Origin of the sequence: Bradyrhizobium sp. 44, from assembly GCF_023073095.1 — a bacterium.
Taxonomy (GTDB): Bacteria; Pseudomonadota; Alphaproteobacteria; order Rhizobiales; family Xanthobacteraceae; genus Bradyrhizobium.
The window spans coordinates 725,865-748,714 of record NZ_JADPIY010000016.1 but is presented as its reverse complement, the minus strand read 5'-3'; the positions used below and the strand labels follow the sequence as shown (position 1 = coordinate 748,714).

22 protein-coding genes are annotated in these 22,850 nt (G+C 64.5%); 9 read left to right on the top strand and 13 right to left on the bottom strand.

What is annotated here, in order from left to right:
- Nucleotides 1-64: 64 nt before the first annotated feature.
- The 5 genes from IVB41_RS20070 to IVB41_RS20050 all read right to left on the bottom strand — a co-directional run bounded on the left by IVB41_RS20070 (nucleotide 65) and on the right by IVB41_RS20050 (nucleotide 3,620).
- On the bottom strand, nucleotides 65-1,447 hold the full coding sequence (locus tag IVB41_RS20070; RefSeq protein ID WP_027569703.1) for an aspartate aminotransferase family protein: 1,383 nt from the start codon (nucleotides 1,445-1,447) through the stop codon (nucleotides 65-67).
- A 158-nt stretch (nucleotides 1,448-1,605) separates the two neighbouring features.
- Nucleotides 1,606-1,776: a hypothetical protein gene (locus IVB41_RS20065; protein WP_197031195.1), complete on the bottom strand. Its 171-nt coding sequence runs from the start codon at nucleotides 1,774-1,776 to the stop codon at nucleotides 1,606-1,608.
- A 30-nt stretch (nucleotides 1,777-1,806) separates the two neighbouring features.
- Nucleotides 1,807-2,370 carry an isochorismatase family protein gene (locus IVB41_RS20060; RefSeq protein WP_247434161.1) on the bottom strand — a complete coding sequence of 188 codons (564 nt, stop codon included), beginning with the start codon at nucleotides 2,368-2,370 and terminating at the stop codon, nucleotides 1,807-1,809.
- Between the two features lie 25 nt (nucleotides 2,371-2,395).
- Nucleotides 2,396-3,016 (bottom strand): GNAT family N-acetyltransferase, encoded by a 621-nt coding sequence (locus IVB41_RS20055; protein ID WP_007591919.1) that lies wholly within the window; start codon nucleotides 3,014-3,016, stop codon nucleotides 2,396-2,398.
- Entirely contained in the window at nucleotides 3,003-3,620 is a 618-nt protein-coding gene (locus IVB41_RS20050) for a hypothetical protein (protein WP_247434159.1), read from the bottom strand. Before IVB41_RS20050 ends, IVB41_RS20055 begins: the two co-directional genes overlap by 14 nt.
- Nucleotides 3,621-3,691: 71 nt before the next feature.
- Here IVB41_RS20050 and IVB41_RS20045 point away from each other — a divergent pair, with 71 nt between their 5' ends.
- Complete coding sequence (locus IVB41_RS20045) at nucleotides 3,692-4,732, top strand: LysR family transcriptional regulator (protein ID WP_247434155.1); 1,041 nt, start codon at nucleotides 3,692-3,694, stop codon at nucleotides 4,730-4,732.
- Between the two features lie 79 nt (nucleotides 4,733-4,811).
- Here IVB41_RS20045 and IVB41_RS20040 read toward each other — a convergent pair whose 3' ends face one another.
- Nucleotides 4,812-5,954 (bottom strand): autotransporter outer membrane beta-barrel domain-containing protein, encoded by a 1,143-nt coding sequence (locus IVB41_RS20040; RefSeq protein ID WP_247434151.1) that lies wholly within the window; start codon nucleotides 5,952-5,954, stop codon nucleotides 4,812-4,814.
- Nucleotides 5,955-6,333: 379 nt separating this feature from the next.
- Here IVB41_RS20040 and IVB41_RS20035 point away from each other — a divergent pair, with 379 nt between their 5' ends.
- Nucleotides 6,334-6,540, top strand: coding sequence for a cold-shock protein (locus IVB41_RS20035; RefSeq protein WP_007591938.1), 207 nt, complete (start codon nucleotides 6,334-6,336; stop codon nucleotides 6,538-6,540).
- A gap of 96 nt (nucleotides 6,541-6,636) precedes the next feature.
- Here the strand turns inward: IVB41_RS20035 and purN are convergent, their stop codons facing one another.
- Entirely contained in the window at nucleotides 6,637-7,290 is a 654-nt protein-coding gene (purN, locus tag IVB41_RS20030) for a phosphoribosylglycinamide formyltransferase (protein WP_247286372.1), read from the bottom strand.
- A complete protein-coding gene (gene purM / locus IVB41_RS20025; RefSeq protein WP_247434147.1) occupies nucleotides 7,290-8,363 on the bottom strand; it encodes a phosphoribosylformylglycinamidine cyclo-ligase in 1,074 nt (357 codons plus the stop codon). The genes purN and purM overlap by 1 nt, the downstream gene beginning before the upstream one ends.
- 155 nt (nucleotides 8,364-8,518) lie before the next feature.
- Between purM and IVB41_RS20020 the strand changes: the two genes are divergently transcribed.
- The 4 genes from IVB41_RS20020 (at nucleotide 8,519) to ppx (ending at nucleotide 13,671) form a co-directional block, all read left to right on the top strand.
- Nucleotides 8,519-9,061, top strand: a complete 543-nt coding sequence (locus IVB41_RS20020; RefSeq protein WP_027569696.1) for a CDP-alcohol phosphatidyltransferase family protein — start codon at nucleotides 8,519-8,521, stop codon at nucleotides 9,059-9,061.
- A 93-nt stretch (nucleotides 9,062-9,154) separates the two neighbouring features.
- On the top strand, nucleotides 9,155-9,832 hold the full coding sequence (locus IVB41_RS20015) for a DnaA ATPase domain-containing protein (RefSeq protein ID WP_027569695.1): 678 nt from the start codon (nucleotides 9,155-9,157) through the stop codon (nucleotides 9,830-9,832).
- A 128-nt stretch (nucleotides 9,833-9,960) separates the two neighbouring features.
- On the top strand, nucleotides 9,961-12,153 hold the full coding sequence (locus IVB41_RS20010) for an RNA degradosome polyphosphate kinase (RefSeq protein WP_027569694.1): 2,193 nt from the start codon (nucleotides 9,961-9,963) through the stop codon (nucleotides 12,151-12,153).
- 15 nt (nucleotides 12,154-12,168) lie between these two features.
- Nucleotides 12,169-13,671 (top strand): exopolyphosphatase, encoded by a 1,503-nt coding sequence (gene ppx, locus IVB41_RS20005; RefSeq protein WP_247434144.1) that lies wholly within the window; start codon nucleotides 12,169-12,171, stop codon nucleotides 13,669-13,671.
- Nucleotides 13,672-13,730: 59 nt separating this feature from the next.
- Here ppx and IVB41_RS20000 read toward each other — a convergent pair whose 3' ends face one another.
- Together IVB41_RS20000 and ndk are read right to left on the bottom strand one after the other, a co-directional pair.
- The gene (locus IVB41_RS20000) at nucleotides 13,731-14,591 is read right to left on the bottom strand and encodes a TerC family protein (protein ID WP_247434141.1); all 861 of its coding nucleotides are present in this window, start codon (nucleotides 14,589-14,591) and stop codon (nucleotides 13,731-13,733) included.
- A 44-nt stretch (nucleotides 14,592-14,635) separates the two neighbouring features.
- Complete coding sequence (gene ndk / locus IVB41_RS19995; protein ID WP_007591953.1) at nucleotides 14,636-15,058, bottom strand: nucleoside-diphosphate kinase; 423 nt, start codon at nucleotides 15,056-15,058, stop codon at nucleotides 14,636-14,638.
- Nucleotides 15,059-15,368: 310 nt separating this feature from the next.
- Here ndk and IVB41_RS19990 point away from each other — a divergent pair, with 310 nt between their 5' ends.
- The 3 genes from IVB41_RS19990 to IVB41_RS19980 all read left to right on the top strand — a co-directional run bounded on the left by IVB41_RS19990 (nucleotide 15,369) and on the right by IVB41_RS19980 (nucleotide 17,961).
- Complete coding sequence (locus tag IVB41_RS19990) at nucleotides 15,369-15,620, top strand: sulfur globule protein precursor (protein ID WP_247286380.1); 252 nt, start codon at nucleotides 15,369-15,371, stop codon at nucleotides 15,618-15,620.
- Between the two features lie 233 nt (nucleotides 15,621-15,853).
- On the top strand, nucleotides 15,854-16,027 hold the full coding sequence (locus IVB41_RS19985) for a hypothetical protein (protein WP_247434138.1): 174 nt from the start codon (nucleotides 15,854-15,856) through the stop codon (nucleotides 16,025-16,027).
- A gap of 71 nt (nucleotides 16,028-16,098) precedes the next feature.
- Nucleotides 16,099-17,961, top strand: a complete 1,863-nt coding sequence (locus tag IVB41_RS19980; RefSeq protein WP_247434135.1) for an ABC-F family ATP-binding cassette domain-containing protein — start codon at nucleotides 16,099-16,101, stop codon at nucleotides 17,959-17,961.
- A gap of 157 nt (nucleotides 17,962-18,118) precedes the next feature.
- Here the strand turns inward: IVB41_RS19980 and IVB41_RS19975 are convergent, their stop codons facing one another.
- The 3 genes from IVB41_RS19975 to IVB41_RS19965 all read right to left on the bottom strand — a co-directional run bounded on the left by IVB41_RS19975 (nucleotide 18,119) and on the right by IVB41_RS19965 (nucleotide 22,825).
- Nucleotides 18,119-19,084 (bottom strand): tripartite tricarboxylate transporter substrate-binding protein, encoded by a 966-nt coding sequence (locus IVB41_RS19975; RefSeq protein WP_247434132.1) that lies wholly within the window; start codon nucleotides 19,082-19,084, stop codon nucleotides 18,119-18,121.
- Nucleotides 19,085-19,251: 167 nt separating this feature from the next.
- Nucleotides 19,252-20,706, bottom strand: a complete 1,455-nt coding sequence (locus IVB41_RS19970) for an HlyD family type I secretion periplasmic adaptor subunit (RefSeq protein ID WP_247434129.1) — start codon at nucleotides 20,704-20,706, stop codon at nucleotides 19,252-19,254.
- On the bottom strand, nucleotides 20,693-22,825 hold the full coding sequence (locus tag IVB41_RS19965) for a type I secretion system permease/ATPase (RefSeq protein WP_247408447.1): 2,133 nt from the start codon (nucleotides 22,823-22,825) through the stop codon (nucleotides 20,693-20,695). Before IVB41_RS19965 ends, IVB41_RS19970 begins: the two co-directional genes overlap by 14 nt.
- Between the last annotated feature and the right edge of the window lie 25 nt (nucleotides 22,826-22,850).

The following is a 22,850-nucleotide window of genomic DNA, read 5'->3' as shown; positions in this document are numbered from 1 at the left end:
TGGCTTTCGCCAGGACGACACCGAGAGTGTGGTGAGACGCTCCGCTCGCGTTGAAACGCTTCCCTTACGCCGGCGTCAGCTTCGCCACTTCCGGCTTCATGTCGTCCAGCACACCTGAAATCGCCGCAACCAGCTCGTCGATCTGGGCCTTGGTGACGATCAGCGGCGGGCAGATGGCGATGGCGTCGAGCATGTTGCGCGAAATCACGCCGCGCTCCTGCAGCATGCGGCTGGCCATGCCGCCGACGGCGCCCGGCGTTGCGGCAGCCGTCTTGCGCGCCTTGTCCAGCACCAGTTCGATCGCAGCGATCATGCCGACACCGCGGACCTCGCCGACCAGCGGATGGCTGGTGAGTTCACGCAGCTTGCCTTGCATGTAGCCACCGAGTTCGGCGGCATGCGCAACGAGGCCCCGCTCCTCGATGATTTTCAAATTCTCCAGCGCAATCGCCGACCCGACCGGATGGCCGCCCGCGGTGAAGCCGTGGCCGAGCACGCCGATCTTGTTGCTCTCATCGGCGATCGGCTCGAACATGCGATCGTTCATCATGATGGCCGACAGCGGGAAATAGCTCGACGTGATCTGCTTGGAGACCACGATCGCGTCGGGCTTGATGCCGTAGGTTTCGCAACCGAACATCTTGCCGGTGCGGCCGAAGCCGCAGATGACCTCGTCGGCAACCAGCAGGATGTCGTACTTGTTCAATACCTTCTGGATCTTGTCCCAATAGGTCGCCGGCGGCACGATGACGCCGCCCGCGCCCATCACCGGCTCGCCGAAGAACGCCGCGATCGTGTCCGGGCCTTCCTTCTGGATCAGCGCATCGAGCTCCTCGGCCCGCCGCGTCGCGAAGGCTTCCTCGCTCTCCCCGGGCGCGCCGTCCTTGTAGAAATGCGGCGAGCCCGTGTGCAGGATGTTCGGGAGCGGCAAGTCGAAAGAGCGGTGGTTGTTCGGCAGCCCGGTGAGGCTGGCGGACGCAATCGTGACGCCGTGATAGGCGCGCATCCGGCTGATCACCTTCTTACGCTGTGGCTGGCCGAGCGCATTGGAGCGATAGGCAATCAACTTCAGAACGGTGTCGTTGGCCTCCGAGCCGGAGTTGGTGAAGAAGACCTTGCTCATCGGTACCGGCGACAGCGCCACCAGCTTCTCGGCGAGATCAATCGAGGGCCCGTGCGATTTGGCGGAGAAGGTGTGATAGAATGGCAGCGCCTGCATCTGCTTGTGCGCGGCTTCGACCAGCCGCTTCTCGTTGAAGCCGAGCCCGACGCTCCACAGGCCTGCCATCGCCTCGAAATAGCGCTTGCCCGAGGCGTCGAACACGTAAGGGCCCTCGCCGCGTTCGATCACCAGGGGACCGGCCTGCTGATGGGCGCGCGCGTTGGTGTAGGGATGGAGCTGATAGGCCACATCCCGGGCCTCTTGCGAATTGGGCAACATGGACATTTGCAGGCATCCTTGAAAGCGTCACGTCGCCGGCGCGGCCAGCGTCATCACTCGATGATCCAGCTCCTTGGCTATTGCCACCGCGCAAAACTTGCAACGTCAATTCGTCGGCAGCAAGCGCTCAGCAGCGTTGCACAAAGCCGCACATCGGGCAGCTGTCACGTCGCGCCGTCGTCATTTCCATCGCCATCGGCGGCAGCGGCCTCCCGCACCTCCACCAGCGCCATCGAGAGCAGATACACCGTCGTGGGCAGACCGAGACGGCGCGCCGCCTCGGCGGCACGCGACAGGTCGCTTGCCAGCTCCTCGAGCTGATCTCCCCGTGACAATGTCCCACTCCATCCGTCGATCGCGGCCGCCTACACCGCAACGGCGCCGCTGGTTCTGATCAGTTCGGCGCTGGACTGGATTGTAGCAAAATTCCCGATCACATTCACTACCGCATGCTTGTAGGCGGCAGCATCGCCTGTCCCCGGCTGCTGGCAGGCCACCGCGTCAGCCACCACCTGGAAGCGATGACTGCGGTGAAACCCGTCAATAGCGGTAGCCAGGACAGTTTCGTCCAAGGAAAAGCCCGCGAGCACGCAACGGACATTGCGGATATTGGACATGTAGTCCACAAAACGCGCCGAACTGTAGGCCGACGGCAGCGGGTGCTCGAACGTCATTTCTCCCGGCCGTGGCTTCGCCTCCGCGATCCAATCGGTCAGCTTGGATGCCGGATTGAACCAGGCCGCCTGCGCGATGCGCTTCAAATGCATCACCGGCCAGAGATTGTCGCGCCAGAACGTCAACAGTTCCACGCAGCGCGCTGTCGCGGCGTCGCCGTCGAGGATGACGTGGCGACGTCCGGGGGTCAGATATTCGACCTGGAGATCCGCGCAGACCAAGATCGGCGGATCGTCGGTGATGGAAACCAGCATGTTTTTGCGCGCAGCTGCACCAGTTTCAACGGCCAGCGAGCGCGACGTCCCGCAGCGGCGACGTCACGGCCCGTCCCGCCGAGGCGTCGAGCACGCCCGGCCGGTCCCAATCGCCCTCGGGTCGGATGATCACGTACGGATCGCTGTCCAGCGTAATGGCATCCGGGCCCGGTTCGATCTCCAGCAGCATTTCCGTGTAGGAGAAGTCGGAGAAAGTGATCTTGCGATTGTGGCCGAGCGGCTTGGCGCCGAAATGGGCCCAGAAATCGACCAGCCGATCCTGCGCCTGGCCGTAGATCTTGCGAAAGCCCTTGCGCTTCACATAGTCGACGCTCGCCTGCACCAGCTTGAACGAGACCCGCGAGCGCCGATATTGGTGCCGCACCGCAAGCCGTTCCACCTTGGCGAAATCGCCGAAGAACCGCACCCGCAGACAGCCCGCAGGCTCGTTGCCGACATAGCCGATGAAATGCGCGGCGACCATGTCGTTGCCGTCGAACTCCTCGTCGAACGGGCAATCCTGCTCGGCGAGATAGACGGCCGAGCGGATCGAGGTGACCAGCATGAGATCGCTAAGATCGCGTGCGAGGCGAATGGTGATGGCGCGGGAATCGGGCTTCGCGAGAGGAATCCTAGTACCGTGCATCTGCAAAACTCCTTGCTTGAATGATCCCGCCCGGCATGCGCATCGGCTGCCGATGCCAGGGCCGCTCGTAGCACCAGAGGTCGGGTTGGAAGCTTGGAACAGGCTCGAATCCTGTCGCCTTCATGATGTCGCGTCCGGCCACGGTTGACGGCTGCGCATAGCAATCCGCGTTGCGAAACCTTAGCTGCCTCAGATGAGCCGCGGCCTTGCCAAGACCGGCGACGCCGCGCCCTGTCGCCGCGATCGCCCAGATGTAGATGGCGGAAACGTCTTCCTTCGCGGACGCGAGATGGCGCGTCTCCGGCGCGGTGAGGCAGATCTCGTCGAGCAGCAGCGCATCATGCCCGCGATCGTTGAGAAACAGGAAGGCCATGCCGCCGACGAGGTTGCCCTTCCGGCTGAAAGTCAGGATGCTCTCGGGATCGAAGGCGAAATATTTTGCAAGCTCCGCCGCCCCGATCCGAACGCCCGGCACCAGCCGGTGGGCCAACTGCGAAAGCGCGGCGATTTCGGAAAATTGGGCGCGGCGGACGTCGACATCCGGACTGAGCGGCAGCGCGTCGAAATCATGCCTTGCGGCAAACGAGCCCCTTTCCATACCCATGTCACCCCTCTATCGTTCGCGGCTTTCGTGCCCCGCTATGACCAAGAGCTTAGCGGCTGGGGATCTGGCGTATGCAGCAGTTATTGCACCGGGGTGCTGCGATGATGCAGCACCGTGAAGAAGCCCTGGATATGTCCTGGGACGATTTGAAACTGTTTTTAGCTTGCGCAAAATATAAAAGTTTCCGCAACGCCGCCGAGGAGCTCGGGCTCACCTCCACCACCCTGATGCGCAGGATCGACCGGCTCGAAGAGAGCATCGACTGCAAGCTGTTCCTGCGCGACCAGAGCGGGCTCACGCTCAGCGACGAAGGCAGCGCGATGATCGCCGACGTCGCGCATATGGAGCGTCATGCCTTCAACGTGTTCCGGCGTGCTTCGCGATCGTCGAACGACATGTCAGGCACCGTGCGCGTCGCGGTGACGGAAGGCCCCGGCAATTTCTGGATCCTGCCGCGACTGATCGACTTCCAGAAGACCTATCGCAAGATCACCGTCGACCTGCGCTGCGCGATGGAACAGGCCGACGTCGCGCGGCTCGAATCCGATATCGCGATCCAGCTCGAGCCACCGACCAATCCCGATCTGATCGTCGCCAAGCTCGGCCGGCTGCACATCTATCCCTTCGTCTCCAAGGAGTACGAAAACCTCTACGGCGTGCCCGCGACCCTGGCCGAGCTGAAGAACCATCGCATCATCAAGCAGAGCGCCCCGCAGGTCGACGACGGCGCCTACGCCCGCGTGCTCGGACTGAAGTCGCTCGAGGGCATCGTTGGGATCAAGACCAATTCCTCGGTCGGCGTGCTCTATGCGGTGGAGCGCGGCGCCGGCATCGGGTTCCTGCCGACGGTCTCGATCGCGCTCGGCGCCCCGCTCGTTGCCGTCGATCTCGGCGTCAGCCACCACGCCGATCTCTGGCTCACCTATCACAAGGAGTTCCGCGCCTCCGAGCGCCACAAGATCGTGGTCGATTGGCTGAAGAAGATCTTCGATTCCAAGATCCATCCCTGTTTCCGCGACGAGTTCATCCATCCGAACGCGCTGGCGCCAATGATGACGGCCGCGCGCGAGGGCTTTGGATTGACGGGTTATGTCGCGGCGATGCCGACTTAAAGCTTGAACATGATCTCTTCGGAAAACCGCTTCGCAGTTTTCCAGATCCGGCCCTGGGCGGACGTGGGCAGGCTTCGCCTCACCACCGATATTCGAAGCCGACCGTGCCCTGATGCGACGTCAGCTCGCTGCGGAACTTGCCGTCGTAGTTGACGTAGAGCCGCGCCGTGTTGGTCAGACTGAGCGAGGCCGAGGCGCCGGCATCCATGCCGTAGCGGCTCTCGCCGATCCCGGGCACGACGATGCTCTGGGTCCCGAGGCTGACCTGCACCGATCCCAGGTTCTGATGGAAATTGTCGACGAACTTGCCGTAGGCGGACAGGTCCAGGATCTTCTGGTCGAAGATGAAGTAGCGTCCGACCTCGGCTCCGATCATGACGCGCGCGCGAGAGAGCGCCGTCGAGCCGACATTGAGTGGATCGAGGCCGCCAACCTCCTGGAACGCGACGCTGGTGGCGCGGACATATTCCAGTGCACCCTTCGGCACGATGCGCATCTGGTCCTTGGTCCAGTAATAGCTGATCTCGGTCAACGCGCCGTCGACTGCGGCGCGATAACCCGCGGTCGCAAGGCCGAGGCCGGTATCCCGGCTGGAGCGGACCTTGCCGAAACCGTGCACCAGCGCGAAAGCCCAGGTCCAGGGGCCCTTGTCGACGGAGCCACTGAAGCCGAGTTGAGTCAGGTCCAGCGTCGCGGACTGGAGCGCGAGCGGAACGTCGATGTCGGTGTGGCTCTGGTCGACGGAGAAGCCGAGATTGACGCCCGGTGCGAGCCGCGCGCCAAAGCCCGCGACACCGCCAAAGGTCTTCCGCTTGTCGCCGACAAAGTCTCCTTGCGCATCGGTCCGGACCGAGATGCCGTAGCCCTCGAACCAGGTGCGGTAGCGCGGATCTTCCGCGCTGGCCGATGCGCCGCCGCCGCCGCCGGGATTGGTTCGGAACGCCCGGTTGACGCCGCCAGATGCCTGGTTGCCGAGCCGCTCCAGGAAGTTCGACCCGAGATTGAGCGCGCTGTTGCCGGCCGATTGGTCGTAATTGGTGGAGGTGGCCGACGGCGTGGGAGGCGGTGGCGGTGGCAGCGGCGGGGCGACCTGAGCGAGAACGGGAGCAGCCGTCGTCACCAAGCCAAGCACGATGGCACTCGCGACCTTGGCCGCCGTCCGACGAACCCGGTCTCCGCCAATCACCCGCCGCTTCCCGGAAAGCTGCAATGTGCAGCGCATGACAATGAATCCCAAAGCAAAATGGCGGCGCGCAAAAATGCAACACGCGCCACACTGCATGCGACGATTTGTGCTGAACTGCCCCCGAGGGTCAATCGGTCCAGACCTCATCGCCAAGGCGATTGCCCTCGATTGTGGTTCCCCGGCCACAGGTCGTAAATTGCAGATGACGGCACCCGGCCCGGACTTGAAATTCGCGCGCGGCTTGCTAACGGGCGATTTTCATGTTGCAATATCGGACACAATCGGAATTGGCCGCTCGACTGTGCGTTTCGCGACATTGAGACTCAAGACTCGAACAGACTACCGGAAGCCCGTTTGTGGCGTGGCACGCGAAAAGCGGCCGCGTCGTTTTTGTATCTAGCGGAGGAGACTGAGGATGCCGCAAAAGGGCACCGTCAAATGGTTCAACCCGACCAAGGGATATGGGTTTATCAAGCCGAACGGCAGTGACAAGGACGTCTTCGTCCACATCTCCGCCGTCGAGCGCGCCGGACTCTCCACCCTCAATGAAAACCAGGTGGTTGAATACGACCTCGTGGAGAACCGCGGCAAGGCATCCGCGGAGAATCTCAAGGTCTCCTGACTTCTCTCGCGGTCTGCGCAAGAGATCATGACGTTGCCCCCGGCTCTGCCGGGGGTTTTTGTTTTGGGGATGAGAAGTATTTCGTGCGACGGCGCTTCACCGCACCAACGGCGCAACCAGAAAATTCTCCGACGGCCCGCTGCCCGCGGTCTTGCACACGTCGCCCTCGATCCGGACCTTGCCGGTCGCGAGCAGGCTCAGCGCTGCGGGATAGATGCGGTGCTCGACTTCGAGGATACGCTCCGACAGCGTGTCCGCCGTGTCGTGATCGCTCACGGGCACCGCACCCTGCATCACGATTGGGCCGGCATCGGTCTCGGGGATGACGAAGTGCACCGTTGCGCCGGACAGCTTGACGCCGGCGCGCAAGGCCTGGCCATGCGGGTCCAAGCCTGGGAATGACGGCAGCAGCGAGGGATGGATGTTGAGCATCCGCCCGTACCAGGCTTTTGTGAATTCAGCCGTGAACAGCCGCATGAAACCGCCGAGACAGATCAGCTCGATGCCGTGCTGATCGAGCGCTGATTGCAGCACCTTCTCGAAGCCGGCGCGGTCCTTGCCGAACGGCTTGCTTTCGATCACCAGCGTCGTCACGCCGCTCGCTTTGGCCCTTTCCAGCCCCTGCGCGTCGGCCTTGTTCGAGATGACGAGCGAAATCTCCGCCGGGAAATCCGCAGCAGCAGCGGCCCTGATCAGCGCGGACATGTTGGAGCCGCGACCGGAGATCAGGATGGCGACGCGGCGTTTCATCAAAGCGCCAGATCGAGGTGGCCGTTATAGATGACGCGGTGCTCGCCCTCAGCCGGGATCACGGTACCGAGCTGGGCGACGGTCTCACCGGCGTCAGTGAAGACCTCCACGACCTCGTCGACCTTGTCCGGCTCGACGATCGCGATCATGCCGATCCCGCAATTGAAGGTCCGCAGCATTTCGAGCTCGGCGATGCCGGCTTGGGCTGCCAGCCATTTGAACACCGGCAGCACCGGCAGGCGCGCCAGATCGATACCGACACCGAGATGGTTCGGCAGCACGCGCGGAATGTTGTCGGTGAAGCCGCCGCCGGTGATGTGGGCAAGCCCCTTCACCGCGCCGGTCTCGCGGATCGCGCGCAGGCAGGATTTGACATAGAGCCGCGTCGGCGTCAGCAGCGCGCCGCCGAGCGTCATGACAGGCGCAAACGGCGCCTGCGCCCCGAAGCCGAGGCCGGATTGTTCCACGATCTTCCGCACCAGCGAGAAACCGTTGGAGTGCACACCCGACGAGGCGAGCCCGATCACGGCATCGCCGGCGGCGATGTCCTTGCGCGGCAAGAGCGTGCCCCGCTCCGCAGCGCCGACGGCAAAGCCGCCGAGGTCGTAGTCGCCGTCCTTGTAGAGGCCGGGCATCTCGGCCGTCTCGCCGCCGATCAGGGCGCAGCCGGATTCGCGGCAGCCTTCGGCGACACCGGCGACGATCGATGCGGTCGCCTCCGGATCGAGCTTGCCGCAGGCAAAATAGTCCAGGAAGAACAGCGGCTCGGCGCCCTGCACCACGAGGTCGTTGACACTCATGGCGACGAGGTCGATGCCGATCCCGCCATGCAGGCCGGTCTCGATCGCGATCTTGACCTTGGTGCCAACGCCATCGGTCGCGGCCACCAGGATGGGATCCTTGAAACCGGTCGCCTTGAGGTCGAACAGGCCGCCGAATCCGCCGATTTCGGCGTCGGCGCCGGCCCGCGCGGTTGCGCGCACCATTGGCTTGATCAGGTCGACCAGGCGGTTGCCCGCGTCGATATCGACGCCTGAATCGGCGTAAGTGAGGCCGTTTTTGCGGTCGGTCATGCCCGATTTCCAGTGGGTTTGCGGCTGGTTACGTCGAATTCCGGGGACGCGCAATGGCTCGCATGGCGCGCCTCCGTATACTATGTAGAGATATCAACCGATTCAGCCTCCAAAGGGCCGAATTCGAGGTCAGGCCGGGTGCCGGGAAGCGCCGTGTGAGTATACCGAACATCATTACTTTGGGCCGCATCATGCTGGTCCCGATCATCGTCTGGGCCATCGTGTCGAGCCAAATGGAGGTGGCGTTCGCCGTCTTCCTGATCGCCGGCATCAGCGACGCGGTCGACGGCTTCCTTGCCAAGCGCTTCAACATGACGAGCGAGCTCGGCGCCTTGCTCGACCCGCTCGCCGACAAGGCGCTGCTGGTCTCGATCTACATGGCCTTGGGCATCTGGGGCGCGATTCCGCGTTGGATCGTCATCCTAGTGGTCTCGCGCGACATCATGATCGTCGCCGCCGTGATCATATCGTGGCTGTTCGACCGCCCTGTGGAGATGAAGCCCTCGAAGGTATCCAAGCTCAACACTGTGGCTCAGGTAGCGTTCGCGGCGCTGGTGCTGGCCGCCCTCGCCTTCGGCTTCAAAGCCGGTCCTTATGATATCATCCTGATGGGCCTCGTAACGGTCTTCACGCTCTCCTCCGTGTCGCTCTATCTCGTTGAGTGGTTGCGGCACATGAGCACGATCGAGGCCAAGTGAGTTGGGAAGCGGCCCCGCAAAAGGCCAACTCCCGCTCGATGAAGTCGCATCTCGTCAAACGAAGCCGGCACGCCGGCACGGAGCAAAGCAAGCGTGCCAGGCCGCGTTCATCCCCGACAATTGGCGTTTTCGCTTCCGCATGCGGAGAGCCTGAGCCGGGACAATTTCCTAGAAGGCCCCGTTAATGCCGCCGGTCTTGCCCTCATCGACGCCTGGCCGGAATGGCCGAACCGGATCATGTGGCTGGCCGGCCCGGAAGGAAGCGGCAAGAGCCATCTCGCCGCGATCTGGGCCGAGGCTTCAGGCGCCCGCTCGACCACGGCCAATGGGCTGACCGCCGAAGCCGTCCCGGCTGCGCTCGCCACCGGCGCGCTGGTGGTCGAGGACCCCAAGGCCAGGGAATTCGACGAGCGCGCCCTGTTCCATCTGATGAATCTGGCCCGCGAGGACGGCGCCTACGTTCTCTTCACCGGACGCGAGGCGCCCGCTTCTCTCGAGATCGAGCTTGCCGACCTGCGCTCGCGGCTCCGCGCCGTCCCCGTTATTTCGCTGCTGCCGCCTGACGATCAGCTCTTCCGCGGCCTGATCGTCAAATTCTGCGCCGACCGCCAGCTCGCGGTGGACGAGAGCGTGGTCAGCTACCTCGCCACTCGCCTGGAGCGGTCCTCGGCCGCCGCCCGACGGGCTGTCGACCTGCTGGACACCGAGGCCCTGCGCCTTGGCCGTCCCGTCACCCGGGCCCTGGCAGCCGAGCTGCTCCGGGATGTCTGACCAAGGCGGCTTGACGCGGCCGGGCGGCGGAACATCAATGTCATCGAAACGTCATCGCTCTAACACATGCTCCCGCGGGTTTTGCGCGTAAGTCGCAAATTGGGGCGAACTGGATGGATCGACTTCTGATGGACTCTGCGCAAGCTGTTGAAGTTAAAGAAAAAGCCCCGGAAGCCGAAGGCCCGCCGGCGATCGCATCGAGCCCCGAGCGGTTCATCAATCGCGAGCTCTCCTGGCTGCACTTCAACCGCCGCGTCCTGGAGGAATCGGTCAATCCCAGCCACCCCATGCTGGAGCGGGTGCGATTCCTGTCGATTTCAGCGAATAACCTCGACGAGTTCTTCATGGTCCGCGTCGCCGGCATCAAGGCCCAGGTGCGCGAGGGCATTGCCGAGCGCAGCCCCGACGGTCTGACCCCGTCCGAGCAGCTCGCGCTCATCAACCGGACCGTCTCGCAGCTTGCGTCCGACCAGCAGGCGATCTGGCGCGACCTGCGCGGCACGCTTGCCGACGAGGGCATCGTGCTGGTCGAGGGCAAGGAGGTCACCAAGGCGGAACGAACCTGGATCGAGGACTACTTCCTCAGCAACGTGTTCCCGCTGCTGACGCCGCTCGCGATCGACCCGGCCCACCCGTTCCCGTTCATTCCGAGCCTCGGCTTCACCATCGCGCTCCAGCTCACGCGCGCCGCCGACGGCAAGCAGATGAACGCGTTGATCCGCATGCCCGGCAAGATCGACCGCTTCATCCGCCTGCCGGCCGAGGGCAAGGTCGTCCGGCTGATCTCCCTGGAGCAGGCCACCGCTCTGTTCATCAACCGCCTGTTCCCCGGCTACAATCTGCACGGCCAGGGCGCATTCCGCGTCCTCCGCGACTCCGAACTCGAAATCGAGGAAGAGGCCGAGGATCTCGTCCGCCTGTTCGAGACGGCGCTGAAGCGCCGTCGCCGCGGCTCCGTGATCCGACTCGAGATCGACGCCAAGATGCCGGAACAGCTGCGCAGCTTCGTGCAGCACGCGCTGTCGACCGCCGACGACGAGGTGTTCCTGGTCGACGGCGTGCTCGCCATGAACGAGCTCTCGCAGCTCACCCGCCTCGACCGGCCCGACCTGGAATTCACCCCTTATGTGCCGCGCCATCCCGAGCGCGTGCGCGAGCAAGGCGGCGACATCTTCGCTGCGATCCGACAGAAGGACCTCGTCGTCCATCACCCCTACGAATCCTTCGACGTCGTGGTGCAGTTTCTCCAGCAGGCCACGCGCGACCCCGACGTCGTCGCCATCAAGCAGACGCTCTACCGCACCTCCAGCAACTCGCCGATCGTGCGTGCGCTCGTGGAAGCCGCCGAAGCCGGCAAATCCGTCACCGCGCTGATCGAGCTGAAGGCCCGCTTCGACGAGGAAGCCAACATCCGCTGGGCGCGCGACCTCGAACGCGCCGGCGTGCAGGTCGTCTACGGCTTCCTCGAACTGAAGACGCACGCGAAACTCTCGATGGTGGTGCGCCGCGAGGGCGGCAGCCTCACGACCTACGTCCACACCGGCACCGGCAATTACCATCCGGTGACCGCGCGCATCTACACCGACCTCTCCTACTTCACCTCGGAGCCGACCATCGGCCGCGACGCCGCGCGCGTGTTCAACTTCATCACCGGCTACGCTGCGCCGAGCGATCTGGAAAAGATGGCGGTCTCGCCGCTGACCTTGCGCAAGCGCATCATCGAGCACATCCAGGGCGAGACTGCGCATGCGCGACACGGCCGGCCTGGTGCGATCTGGATGAAAATGAACGCGCTGGTCGACCCCGACATCATCGACGCGCTCTACGAGGCCTCACAGGCCGGCGTGCAGGTCGAACTCGTGGTGCGCGGTATCTGCTGCCTCAGGCCCGGCATTCCCGGCCTGTCGGAAAACATCCGCGTAAAGTCGATCATCGGACGATTCCTCGAACACGGCCGAATCTACTGCTTCGGCATGGGCCAGGGCCTGCCGAGCGCGAAAGCGGCTGTGTATATCTCCTCGGCGGACATGATGCCGCGCAACCTCGACCGCCGCGTCGAGGTGCTGTGTCCGCTGCAAAATCCCACGGTGCATCAGCAGGTTCTCGAACAGATCATGGTTGCGAATCTCAAAGACAATGAACAGAGCTGGCAATTGTTGCCGGACGGGTCCTCAACGCGTATGAAGACCGCGAAGGGCGAGGAGCCTTTCAACGTCCACAACTACTTCATGACAAATCCGAGTCTGTCTGGCCGTGGTAAGTCGCTCAAGGAATCCTCGCCGCGCCGCCTCACGCGCCGTAATGAACGTCATCAATCCTGATCCGGGATCGTCGACGTGAAGCGGCCGCGCAAGCGCGGCTCGAGCGTCGCCGTCATCGACATCGGCTCCAACTCGGTCCGTCTCGTCGTCTACGAGGGACCGACGCGGAGCCTCATTCCGATCTTCAACGAGAAGACGCTGTGCGGGCTCGGCCGCGAGGTGCAGAGCACCGGCTTGCTTGCGCCCGACGCCGTCGACAAGGCGCTGACCTCGCTCAAGCGCTTCCGTGCGCTGTGCCGGGTGATGCAGGTCGGACGGGTGTTTGCGATTGCGACCGCCGCCTGCCGCGACGCCTCCAACGGCGCCGACTTCATCGCGAAAGCCGAGCGCATCTGCGCGGTGAAGATCGAGATCCTGTCGGGCCCGCGCGAGGCGCGGCTGTCGGCGCTCGGCGTGATCTCCGGCATCCACCATCCCGACGGCATCGTCGGCGACCTCGGCGGCGGCTCGCTCGAACTGATCGACGTGCGCAAAAACACCGTGCGCAGCGGCGTGACGCTGCCGCTCGGCGGCCTCGCGCTGCAGGACCTCGCGCATAAATCCCTGAAACGCGCCGACCGCATCGTGCGCGAAGCGCTCGACGGGGTGCCGCAGCTCAAGGCAGGGAGCGGCCGCAGCTTCTACGCCGTCGGCGGCACCTGGCGCGCGCTTGCGCGCATCCACATCATCCAGAGCGGCTATCCGCTCCAAGTGATGCACGGCTATTCGATTTCGGCGGCCGAGGCGCTCGATTTTTCGCGTCGTCTCCGCCGGCTTGCGGCCGCCGGCATGCTCGCCGACATCGAGATCGTCGCCGATGCCCGGCGCCCGCTCCTCACCTATGCCGCACTGGTGCTCGAGCACATCATCCGGGTGGCGAAGCCGAAGACCATCGTGTTCTCGACCTTCGGCGTGCGCGAGGGCCTGCTGCACGAGAAGCTGCCGGAGTCCGAACGCAACAAGGACGGACTGATCTGCGCGGCCGAGGAGCTGAACCAGCTGCTGTCGCGTTCGGCCAAGCACGCGCGCGAGTTGATCGCCTGGACCGACCGCCTCGCCCGCGTGGTGAAGCTGCGCGAGACCGAGGAGGACCGCCGCCTGCGCCACGCCGCGTGCCTGCTGTCCGACATCGGCTGGCGCGTGCATCCCGACCATCGCGGCGAGCAGACGCTGAGCCTCGTCGTCAACGGCAATTTCGGCGCGATCACCCACACCGAGCGCGCCTTCGTCGGCCTGTCCGTGTTCTATCGCTATGCGGGGCTCAGCGAGGAGAACCAGCCGCCGGTCGCCATGCAGGAGCTTCTGACGCCGGCGCAGCTCGAACGCGCCCGCCTGCTGGGCGCGGCCTTCCGCGTCGCGCATCTGATCTCGGCGGCGCGTCCGGGCGTCTTGCCTGCGACGCATTTCCGCAGCGTGGGCCGTAAGCTGTTGCTGGTGTTCGAGCACCGCCTCGGCGATCTCGTCGAGGACCGCGTCGGCAGCCGCTTCCGCGCGCTCGCCCGGCTGATCAACCGCGCCGGCTCGATTGTCCGGCGCTAGCGCATGATCCGGAAAAGCGTGAAGCGTTTTTCCGGAAAGATCGTGCTCGAAAGATAAGCCTACTCCGCAGAGGCTTTGGCGTGGCGTTCGGAGGACTCCAGCGCGGCCGCGCTCATGCTGCGTCGGCGCCAGATGGAGCCGACGACCAGCACGACGACGACGCCGAGAGCTGCGCAGAGATATTCGCCGCCTCCGCCGCCATGGGCGAATTGCGGCGGGATACGCAAGGCGCCGAGCATGTTGTCGAGCGAGGCGCCGAACGGACCGTCGAACAGCGTGTGCAGCCTCGGCGCGATGCCGGGATCGGTCGCGATCACCTCGCCCGCGATCCAGCCGAGCAGCGCCGCGCCGGCCCACACCAGAACCGGGAGCTTTGCGAGCAGCGCCATGATCAGCGCCGCACCGGCGACGATCAAGGGCACGCTGATGGCAAGGCCGAGCACCAGCAGGGGCGCACTGCCATTGGCGGCCGCGGCCACCGCAATGACGTTGTCCAGGCTCATGACGATGTCGGCGACGACCACGATCTGCACGGCCTGCCACAGATGCGAAGCCGACTGGACGCCGTCCTCGTCCTCCTGTTCCGGCACCAGCAGCTTTGCCGCAATCACGATCAGCGCAAGACCGCCGACCAGCTTGAGGTACGGCAGCTCCATCAGGCTCGCGACGATGCCCGTGAAGATGATCCGCAGCAGCACCGCCGCGCCTGCACCGAGGATCATGCCCCACAGCCGATGCCGCGGCTTGAGGCCGCGGCAGGCGAGCGCGATCACCAGCGCATTGTCGCCGGACAAGAGGATGTTGATCCAGATGATCTTGCCGACCGCGACCCAGAAGGTCGGTTCGGCCATCTCAACGCGGAACTGGGTGAAGAATGCCCCGATCGTAGCGGGATCGAAGATCTGCCAGAGCCAGTTCACACTACGTCCTTTCGCCGCGTCTCGTTACCTTATCGGCCGACGGATCAGCCGACGATCTCGTTGCCCGAGAAGAACTGCGCGATCTCGATCGCGGCGGTTTCCGGCGCATCCGAACCGTGCGCGGAGTTCTCGCCGATCGACTTTGCGTAGAGCTTGCGGATGGTGCCGTCAGCCGCCTTGGACGGATCGGTCGCCCCCATCACGTCGCGATACTTGGAGACGGCCCCCTCGCCTTCCAGCACCTGGACCACCACGGGGCCCGAGGTCATGAAGTCCACGAGCTCACCGAAGAAGGGGCGCGCCTTGTGGACCGCATAGAAGGTCTCGGCCTGTTCCTTGGTCATGCGGATGCGCTTCTGCGCGACGATGCGCAGGCCTGCCTTCTCGATCACGGCGTTAACCGCACCGGTAAGGTTACGCGCGGTGGCGTCGGGCTTGATGATCGAGAAGGTGCGTTCGATGGCCATGATCTTGTCCTTGAAGAGAAAACGGTGGTTCGGAGTTGCCGGGCTTATATCGGCGCGTTCGCGATACGGCAAGCGACCGCCAAAACCGACTCGCGGGCGCTTCGCCGCAGGCCAAGCGCCCGAATTTCAACATGGATTACGACGATTTCACCCAAATGAACCCAATCTGAAGGCCTCGTCAGGGTTTGGTTCAGCCTCGCTCGGATAACCTCAGGTCCATCGAAACCAAAGCCTCTGCCCGAGGCGGACCGTTTCGGCGGCCTTTCCATCGACGCGATAGCCCCGCGCCGGCAGTTTTGAGGAGATCACCATGTTGAGGAAACTTTCGCTCGCCGCGGTTGCCGCGGTCGCGCTTGGTGCCGCGCTGGCGCCGACCTCTGCGTCCGCTCATTGGCATGGCGGCTGGGGTCATGGCGGCGGCGGTGGCTGGCATCACGGCTGGGGCGGACCGCGGTTCTATGCCGGCGGCCCTGTCTCCTACGGCTATGGCGGCTGCTATGTGCGCCGGCTGGTCCCGACCCCCTGGGGACCCCGCTGGCGGATGATCAACCGCTGCTACTGAGCCCGACAGCACCTTTCCCAGGATGCCTGAACCAAAGGATACCTGAGCCCCAAGGTACCTTCCAAGCGAAACCCCGGCGTCCCCCAGCGCCGGGGTTTTGTATTCGGAGTGGGCCATTGCGCGGCTTCACACAATTTTTGCTAGAATGCCGCGCAATCGCCGCGAGTGGCGAAACCATTTGGGGGCCAAGGACTTGGTACCGTGTCGCTTCTTTGAGAACACGGAACCCTGCGATGGTTAGCCTTTTCGCCGACGACAGCGAGCAAATCGACCGGCGCACCAGCCGCTCGATCCGCGATGCGGTGGGCGAACGGCTCCAGCAGAGTCTGCGCCCCGAAGCCAGGCTCCCGACGCACCTCGAGCAACTCCTCAATGAGCTGAAGCAGCGCGACCGCGATTCGCACTGAGTTGACGAGCACTGGCCCGTGGACACGGAAAAACGGGTTGCGTTTGATCGCGGGTGCGGTGACAAGGCCGCATGCTTGCCATCACCGACCTCTCCATCCGCCTCGCCGGACGCCTTCTGATTGACCAGAGTTCCGTGCAGATCACGCCAGGATCCCGCGTCGGCATGGTCGGTCGCAACGGCACCGGCAAATCGACCCTGTTCAAGGTGATCCGCGGCGAGCTCGCCGCCGAGCACGGCACGGTGACCCTGCCGCCCCGCTGGCGCGTCGGCAGCCTCGCGCAGGAAGCGCCGAACGGCCCCGAGAGCCTGATTTCGGTCGTGCTCAAAGCCGACCTCGAACGCGACGCGCTGCTCACCGAGGCCGAGAGCGCGACCGACCCGCACCGGATCGCCGAGATCCAGACCCGGCTGGTCGACATCGACGCGCATTCGGCACCGAGCCGTGCCGCCGCCATCCTTTCCGGCCTCGGCTTCTCCGCCTCCGACCAGCTCCGCCCCTGCGCCGAATTTTCCGGCGGCTGGCGCATGCGCGTCGCGCTTGCCGCAACGCTGTTCGCGGCTCCCGACCTGTTGCTGCTCGACGAGCCCACCAACTATCTCGACCTCGAAGGCACGCTGTGGCTTGAGGATCACCTGGCGCATTATCCGCGCACCGTGATCGTGATCAGCCATGACCGCGACCTCCTTGAAAGCTCGGTCGACCAGATCCTGCATCTGGATCGCAGCAAGCTCACGCTTTACAAAGGCACCTACTCCTCCTTCGAGGAGCAGCGCGCCATGCGCGAGATGCTCGATGCCAAAGCCGTCAAGCGCCAGGAAGCCGAACGCGCTCGCCTGCAGGCCTTCGTCGACCGCTTCAAGGCCAAGGCCTCCAAAGCCCGGCAGGCGCAGTCACGCGTGAAAATGCTGGAGCGGCTGAAGCCGATCACGGCGCTGGTCACCCAGGGCGTACGCGAGATCAGCTTTCCCGCGCCGGAGAAAATCCTGTCGCCGCCGATCATCGCCGCCGACAACGTCGTGGTCGGCTACGATCCGAACACGCCCGTGCTGAACCGCGTCACCTTGCGCGTCGACAATGACGACCGCATCGCGCTCCTTGGTTCCAACGGCAACGGCAAGTCGACGTTGGTGAAACTGCTCGCGGGCCGGCTCGCGCCGTTCTCGGGCAAGGTGACGCGCGCGGACAAGCTGTCGATTGCCTATTTCGCGCAGCACCAACTCGACGAATTGAACGAGGATGCCTCGACCTACGACCACGTCCGCAAGCTGATGGGCGAGGCGCCCGAAGCGAAAGTACGCGCCCGCGCCGGCGCGATCGGCTTTTCCGGCAAGGCGGCCGACACCAAGGTCGGAAAACTGTCGGGCGGCGAGAAGGCGCGGCTCCTGCTGGGGCTTGCGACCTTCTTCGGCCCCAACATGATCATCCTGGACGAGCCGACCAACCATCTCGACATCGACAGCCGCGCAGCGCTCGCCGAAGCCATCAACGAATTCCCCGGCGCCGTCATCATGGTTTCGCACGATCGCTATTTGATCGAGTCCTGCGCCGATCAACTCTGGATCGTCGCCGACCGCACCGTGACCAATTACGACGGTGACCTCGACGAATATCGCCGCCTGGTGCTATCCGCGCGCAATGGCGAGCCCGCCCCGCGCGAGCGAAGCGCCGCGAGCGAGAGGCCGCAGCGTCCGAGATCGGACAATCGCGGTTCGCTGAAAAAACGTATCGCGGAAGCCGAAACCGAGATCGCCCGCGTCAGCGCGATCATCAGCAAGATCGACACTGCGCTCGCCCTGCCCGACATCTTCACCCGCGACCCCAAGCAGGCCGCGCAATTGTCGAAAGCGCGCGCCAATGCGGCCGATGCGCTGGCGCGTGCCGAGGAACAGTGGCTCGAGGCGAGCACGCAGTTCGACGAAGCGGCGGGTTGAAGCCTCCACGACCGGCCGACATTAAAATCGCAAAAACAACCCCATGCACAGTACCGGTATTTTTCTACCCGATGATTAGCTGTTGAATGGACTTTCTTTACCGTGCTGACTTGGCCCGCTCACGCAGCGATGCCGGCACGAATTGCGCAGAAATGGCTCAGTCCGCGAATTGGCCGGCTGCCTTGATCATCGGAGCCCAGCGGTCGACTTCGCTCGCGAGCATCGCGGCCAGCGCCTCCGGCGTTGCCTTCTCCTGCGGGACCGGCTCCGTGTTGATGTCGTTGAACCGGGCGATCAGCGTGGAATCCCTAAGGGCGGACTGGAGTGCCGCGGTCAGCTTCTGAACGACCGCCGGCGGTGTGCCCTTGGGGGCATAGATGCCGTGCCAGACACCAAGCTCGAACCCTTTGAGGCCGGCCTCGTCGGCCGTCGGCAGATCGGGCAGGCTCTTCAGCCGCTCCCTGGTGGTGATCGCATAGGCCTTGACCTGCTTCGACATGATCGGGCCGGTCGTGTTCGTGGCCTGGTCGCAGGTGAGATCGATCTGCCTGCCGAGAAGATCGTTCATGATGGGGCCGTTGCCCTTGTAGGGCACTGCGGTCAGCTGCTTCTGGATCGCCGTCATGAACAGCATGCCGCAGAGATGCGACGCCGCGCCGAGTCCGGCATTGGCATAGGTCAATTTGTCGCCCTGCTGTTGGGCGTAGGCGACCAATTCCTTCAGCGTGTCGGCCGGAAAATCCGGACGCGCGATGATGGTCATCGGCGCATTGGTCACAAGCCCGATCGGCGCAAAGGCCGTCTTCGTGTCATAGCTGAGGTTGCGGTACAGTGTGGCGGCGGTCGAGAGGCCGACATGATGGATCAGCAGCGTGTATCCGTCGGGCTGGGCTCGCGAGGCGCGGGTCGTGGCGATGGTGCCACCGGCGCCGGGCGCGTTCTCGACGACGACCTGTTGGCCAAGCGATTTCGCCATGCCTGCCGCGGTCAGGCGAGCAATGGTGTCCGTAGGTCCGCCGGCGGCGAACGGCACCAACATGGTGACGGGCCTGATCGGATAGTCCTCGGCGAGCGCCGCGCCAAACGGCAGAACCAGAGCCGATACGAGGGCAATGAGCCGCATGCTTTCCTCCAAATTTTTTGCTTGCTCCTATGTACGCATTCCGGGCTGCGCGGCCACACCAAAATGACTTCATCGCGAGTGGCGTGCCCGCGGCATGGTGTAGCTGCCGAAGGCCTGATCGGCCCCCTCAGCACGCCTCGCGAAGCTTCGTCGGCAACAGGCGGGAACTAGCGCTCCCGCATGATCTCGTGCCGGTAGCGCTGCAGGGGCGACAGGAGATAGCTCAGGATGCTGCGCGAGCCGGTCCTGATCTCGACAGTCACCGCCATCCCCGGGGACAGATTGACGAGGCGGTCGTCCACCTGCATCTGGCTGCGATCCAGCGAGATGCGGGCGCTGTAGCTCAACTCCTGCCCGCTGGGCTCGCTGCTGTCGCGTTGCGTCCCAAGCGCACGGTCGCTCCCGCGCTCCTGCGGCCGGTCGCGGATGATGGCGTCCGGCGAGACGCTCACGACCCGGCCTGCGAGAAGCCCGTAGCGGGTAAAATTGAAAGTATCGATCTTGATGGCGGCGCCCTGCCCGGCCTCGACAAATCCGATATCGCGGTTGGAGATCATCGCCTCGATCTCGAGCCGCGTATCGGTCGGCACGATCACCAGCAGCGACTGCGCGGGCGTGACCACGCCGCCCACAGTGTGGACCGCGAGCTGCTGCACGACGCCGTCGACCGGCGACGTCAGTTGCTGAAGCCTCGTCCTCTGCTGCGCCTTGATCAGATCGCGTGCGACGCCATTGGCTTTCTGTTCGCTCTTGGCAAGCTCGTCGGAGAGACTTTTCCTGTACTCCGCCAAGGCCTGGATGCGGGTCTCCCGGATCGCGGCGACGGCCGCCTCGGCCTCCTTCAAGCGGCTGCTCTGGACGCGAAGCTCCTCCTGCTGCTCGATCTGAAGCTGGAGGGTCTCATAGTAGGTGAGCTTCGAGCCGATCTCCTTCTCCATCAGCGTCTTGCGAATCTCGACACGCTGCTGGGTGACCGGCAGCAACGCATCAAGCTTGTGAATCGTCGCCGCAATCGTCTGATGTTCGGCCTCCTTCTGCGCTTCCTGACGCGCCAGCGCCGCGAGCTTGGCCCTGTTCTCGCTGACCTGATTGGCGAGGAGCTGCCGTTGCGTCGCGACCAGCATGGGATCGGCGTCCTCTGGTACGACGAGATCGGCGGACACCTCTTCGCCGCCTGCCAATGCGGCGCGCAGGCGCGCGACATTGAGCCATTCGGCCATCAGATCGTCGTGCAGACGATCGCGCTCTGCAGCGTTCACCGTCGGATCGAGCTCGATCAGCAGGTCGCCCGATTTGACCGATTGACCGTCCTGCACGTGAATGGCGCGCACCACGCCGGTCTCGAACGGCTGGACCACCTTGCTTCGCCCGCTCGACACGACCTTGCCCATCGCGGAGGCCACGATGTCGATCGTGCCCCAGGCCGACCAGGCCAGCGCTACGCAGACAAGCAGCATCAGGACCAGGGCGATGGCGCGGCCGATCGGCGACGGCGGTGTTTCCGTGATTTCCAGCGCCGCCGGCAGGAAGGCGACTTCCTCGGCGCGCCGGCCCTTTCCATTCCGGAACGGGATCACGGTCTGCTCCGGACGAGCGGCCGGCACAGTGCTAGCCGACCTCATAAATGCCTCCCTGGAGACGATGCAGGGCGGCGTAGCGGCCGCCGGTCTTGATCAGCGCATCATGCGTGCCGTCCTCGACCAGCCGGCCGCGTTCAAGGGTGAAGATGCGATCGGCGCCGCGGACCGTGGACAGACGGTGCGCGATGATCAGGACGGTGCGGCCTTTCGCGATCTCCTTCATGTTGTCATGGATGATCCGCTCGCTTTCATAGTCGAGTGCGCTGGTGGCTTCGTCGAAGATCAGGATCCGGGGATTGCCCACCAGCGCACGGGCGATCGCGATGCGCTGGCGCTGCCCGCCCGAGAGCGTCGAGCCGCGCTCGCCCACCATCGTATCGTAGCCCTCGGGGAGCTCCAGAATGAAATCATGAGCGCCCGCCAGCTTCGCCGCGTCGATGATGCGGTCCATCGGCAGGCTTGGATCGGCCAGCGCGATGTTGTCGCGCACCGACCGGTTGAACAGCATGTTGTCCTGGAGCACGATTCCGATCTGCCGACGGAGCCCGGCCGGGTCGGTCGTCATCAGATCCATTCCGTCGACCAGCACGCGGCCGCCTTGCGGAACGTAGAGCCGCTGCACCAGCTTGGCGAAGGTGCTTTTGCCCGAGCCGGACGATCCGACGATGCCGACGGTTTGTCCGGCTGGAATGTCGAATGAGACATCGTGCAGGATCTCCGGCCCATCGGGCCGGTAACGGAAAGAGACGTGCTCGAAGCGGATGTTGCCCCGGATCGGCGGCAGCCCCGCGCGGGCGGCGGAGTAAGCCGGCTCCGCCGCGCTGTTGAGGATGTCGCCGAGCCGCGCGATCGACAGTCGCGCCTGATGAAAATCCTGCCAGACCTGCGCGAGCCGCAGCACCGGGGCCGACACCCGCCCCGCGAAGATGTTGAAGGCCACGAGCTCGCCGACCGTCAATGCGTCACCGATCACCAGCCTGGCTCCGACATAGAGAATGGCGGCAGTGACGACCTTACTGACGAGCTGCACCAGCTGGCTTGCCGTGTTGCCGAGGCTGGTGACACCGAAGCTCGCCGAGACATACCCGGCGAGCTGCTCTTCCCAGCGACGCTGCATCTGCGGCTCGACCGCCATCGCCTTCAGCGTTTCGATGCCGCTGACGCTCTCGACCAGGAAGGCCTGGTTCTCGGCGCCACGGCGGAATTTCTCGTCCAGCCTGCGGCGAAACAGCGGCGTCGCCACGGCCGAGATCGCGATGTAGAACGGGAACGATGCGAGCACGATGAAGCTCATCTGCGCCGAATAGGCGAACATCACAGCCAGGAACACCGAGGTGAAGACCAGGTCGATGAGAAGCGTCAGCGACGAGCTGGTGATGAAATTGCGGATGTTCTCGAGCTCTCGGACCCGCGCCACGGAATCGCCGACGCGCCTGGCCTGAAACCACGCCATCGGCAGCGCCAGCAGATGGTGGAACAGGCGGGCCCCGAGCTCGACGTCGATGCGGTTGGTCGTGTGCGCAAACAGGTAATTGCGCAGGATCCCGAGCACGGTGTCGAACAGGGAGACGACGACGAGGCCGATGACGAGGACGTCGAGCGTGGACAGCGAGCGGTGCACCAGAACCTTGTCGATTACGACCTGGAAGAACAGCGGCGAGACCAGCGCAAAAAGCTGGAGGAAGAACGAAGCCGCCAGCACCTCGCCCAGCAGCCGCCGGTATTTGCCGATCGCGCCAATGAACCAGGTAATATCGAACTGCCGGCCGAGGTCGGACAGGCCGGCGCGCCGGACCATCAGGATCAAGCCGCCGTCCCAGATCGCGCACAGCTCGTCGCGATCCATCAGCACCGGGCGCTGCGCCTCCGGGGACTGCACCAGCACCTTGTCGGCGGAGGCCTTTGCGATGACCATGAAGCCGCCGTCCCGCAGCATTGCGATCGCAGGCAGCGGGGTGTCCGACAGACGGCTCCACTGCGTTCGGTAGGTTCGCGCTTTAAGCCCGAGAGACCTGGCGCAGCGGACGATATCCGCTGCGCCGAAACTTGCCGCTCCGAGCCGGTGCCTGAGCTGCTCGCGATCGGCCGCAACGCCTTGCAGATGCAGCAGCGTCAGCAAGGCATCGAGCCCCGTATCGGCGGAGACCGCGTTGGTCGTCATGAGCGTTCTCCAGGCCGCAGCCGCC

Bases quoted from the DNA above. Each gene is read 5' to 3' on its own strand.
- IVB41_RS20070 (WP_027569703.1), bottom strand. From the start codon at position 1,447: ATGTCCATGTTGCCCAATTCGCAAGAGGCCCGGGATGTGGCCTATCAG.
- IVB41_RS20060 (WP_247434161.1), bottom strand. From the start codon at position 2,370: ATGCTGGTTTCCATCACCGACGATCCGCCGATCTTGGTCTGCGCGGAT.
- IVB41_RS20055 (WP_007591919.1), bottom strand. From the start codon at position 3,016: ATGCACGGTACTAGGATTCCTCTCGCGAAGCCCGATTCCCGCGCCATC.
- IVB41_RS20050 (WP_247434159.1), bottom strand. From the start codon at position 3,620: ATGGGTATGGAAAGGGGCTCGTTTGCCGCAAGGCATGATTTCGACGCG.
- IVB41_RS20045 (WP_247434155.1), top strand. From the start codon at position 3,692: ATGCAGCAGTTATTGCACCGGGGTGCTGCGATGATGCAGCACCGTGAA.
- IVB41_RS20040 (WP_247434151.1), bottom strand. From the start codon at position 5,954: ATGCGCTGCACATTGCAGCTTTCCGGGAAGCGGCGGGTGATTGGCGGA.
- IVB41_RS20035 (WP_007591938.1), top strand. From the start codon at position 6,334: ATGCCGCAAAAGGGCACCGTCAAATGGTTCAACCCGACCAAGGGATAT.
- purN (WP_247286372.1), bottom strand. From the start codon at position 7,290: ATGAAACGCCGCGTCGCCATCCTGATCTCCGGTCGCGGCTCCAACATG.
- purM (WP_247434147.1), bottom strand. From the start codon at position 8,363: ATGACCGACCGCAAAAACGGCCTCACTTACGCCGATTCAGGCGTCGAT.
- IVB41_RS20010 (WP_027569694.1), top strand. From the start codon at position 9,961: ATGGACTCTGCGCAAGCTGTTGAAGTTAAAGAAAAAGCCCCGGAAGCC.
- ndk (WP_007591953.1), bottom strand. From the start codon at position 15,058: ATGGCCATCGAACGCACCTTCTCGATCATCAAGCCCGACGCCACCGCG.
- IVB41_RS19990 (WP_247286380.1), top strand. From the start codon at position 15,369: ATGTTGAGGAAACTTTCGCTCGCCGCGGTTGCCGCGGTCGCGCTTGGT.
- IVB41_RS19985 (WP_247434138.1), top strand. From the start codon at position 15,854: ATGGTTAGCCTTTTCGCCGACGACAGCGAGCAAATCGACCGGCGCACC.
- IVB41_RS19980 (WP_247434135.1), top strand. From the start codon at position 16,099: ATGCTTGCCATCACCGACCTCTCCATCCGCCTCGCCGGACGCCTTCTG.
- IVB41_RS19975 (WP_247434132.1), bottom strand. From the start codon at position 19,084: ATGCGGCTCATTGCCCTCGTATCGGCTCTGGTTCTGCCGTTTGGCGCG.
- IVB41_RS19970 (WP_247434129.1), bottom strand. From the start codon at position 20,706: ATGAGGTCGGCTAGCACTGTGCCGGCCGCTCGTCCGGAGCAGACCGTG.
- IVB41_RS19965 (WP_247408447.1), bottom strand. From the start codon at position 22,825: ATGACGACCAACGCGGTCTCCGCCGATACGGGGCTCGATGCCTTGCTG.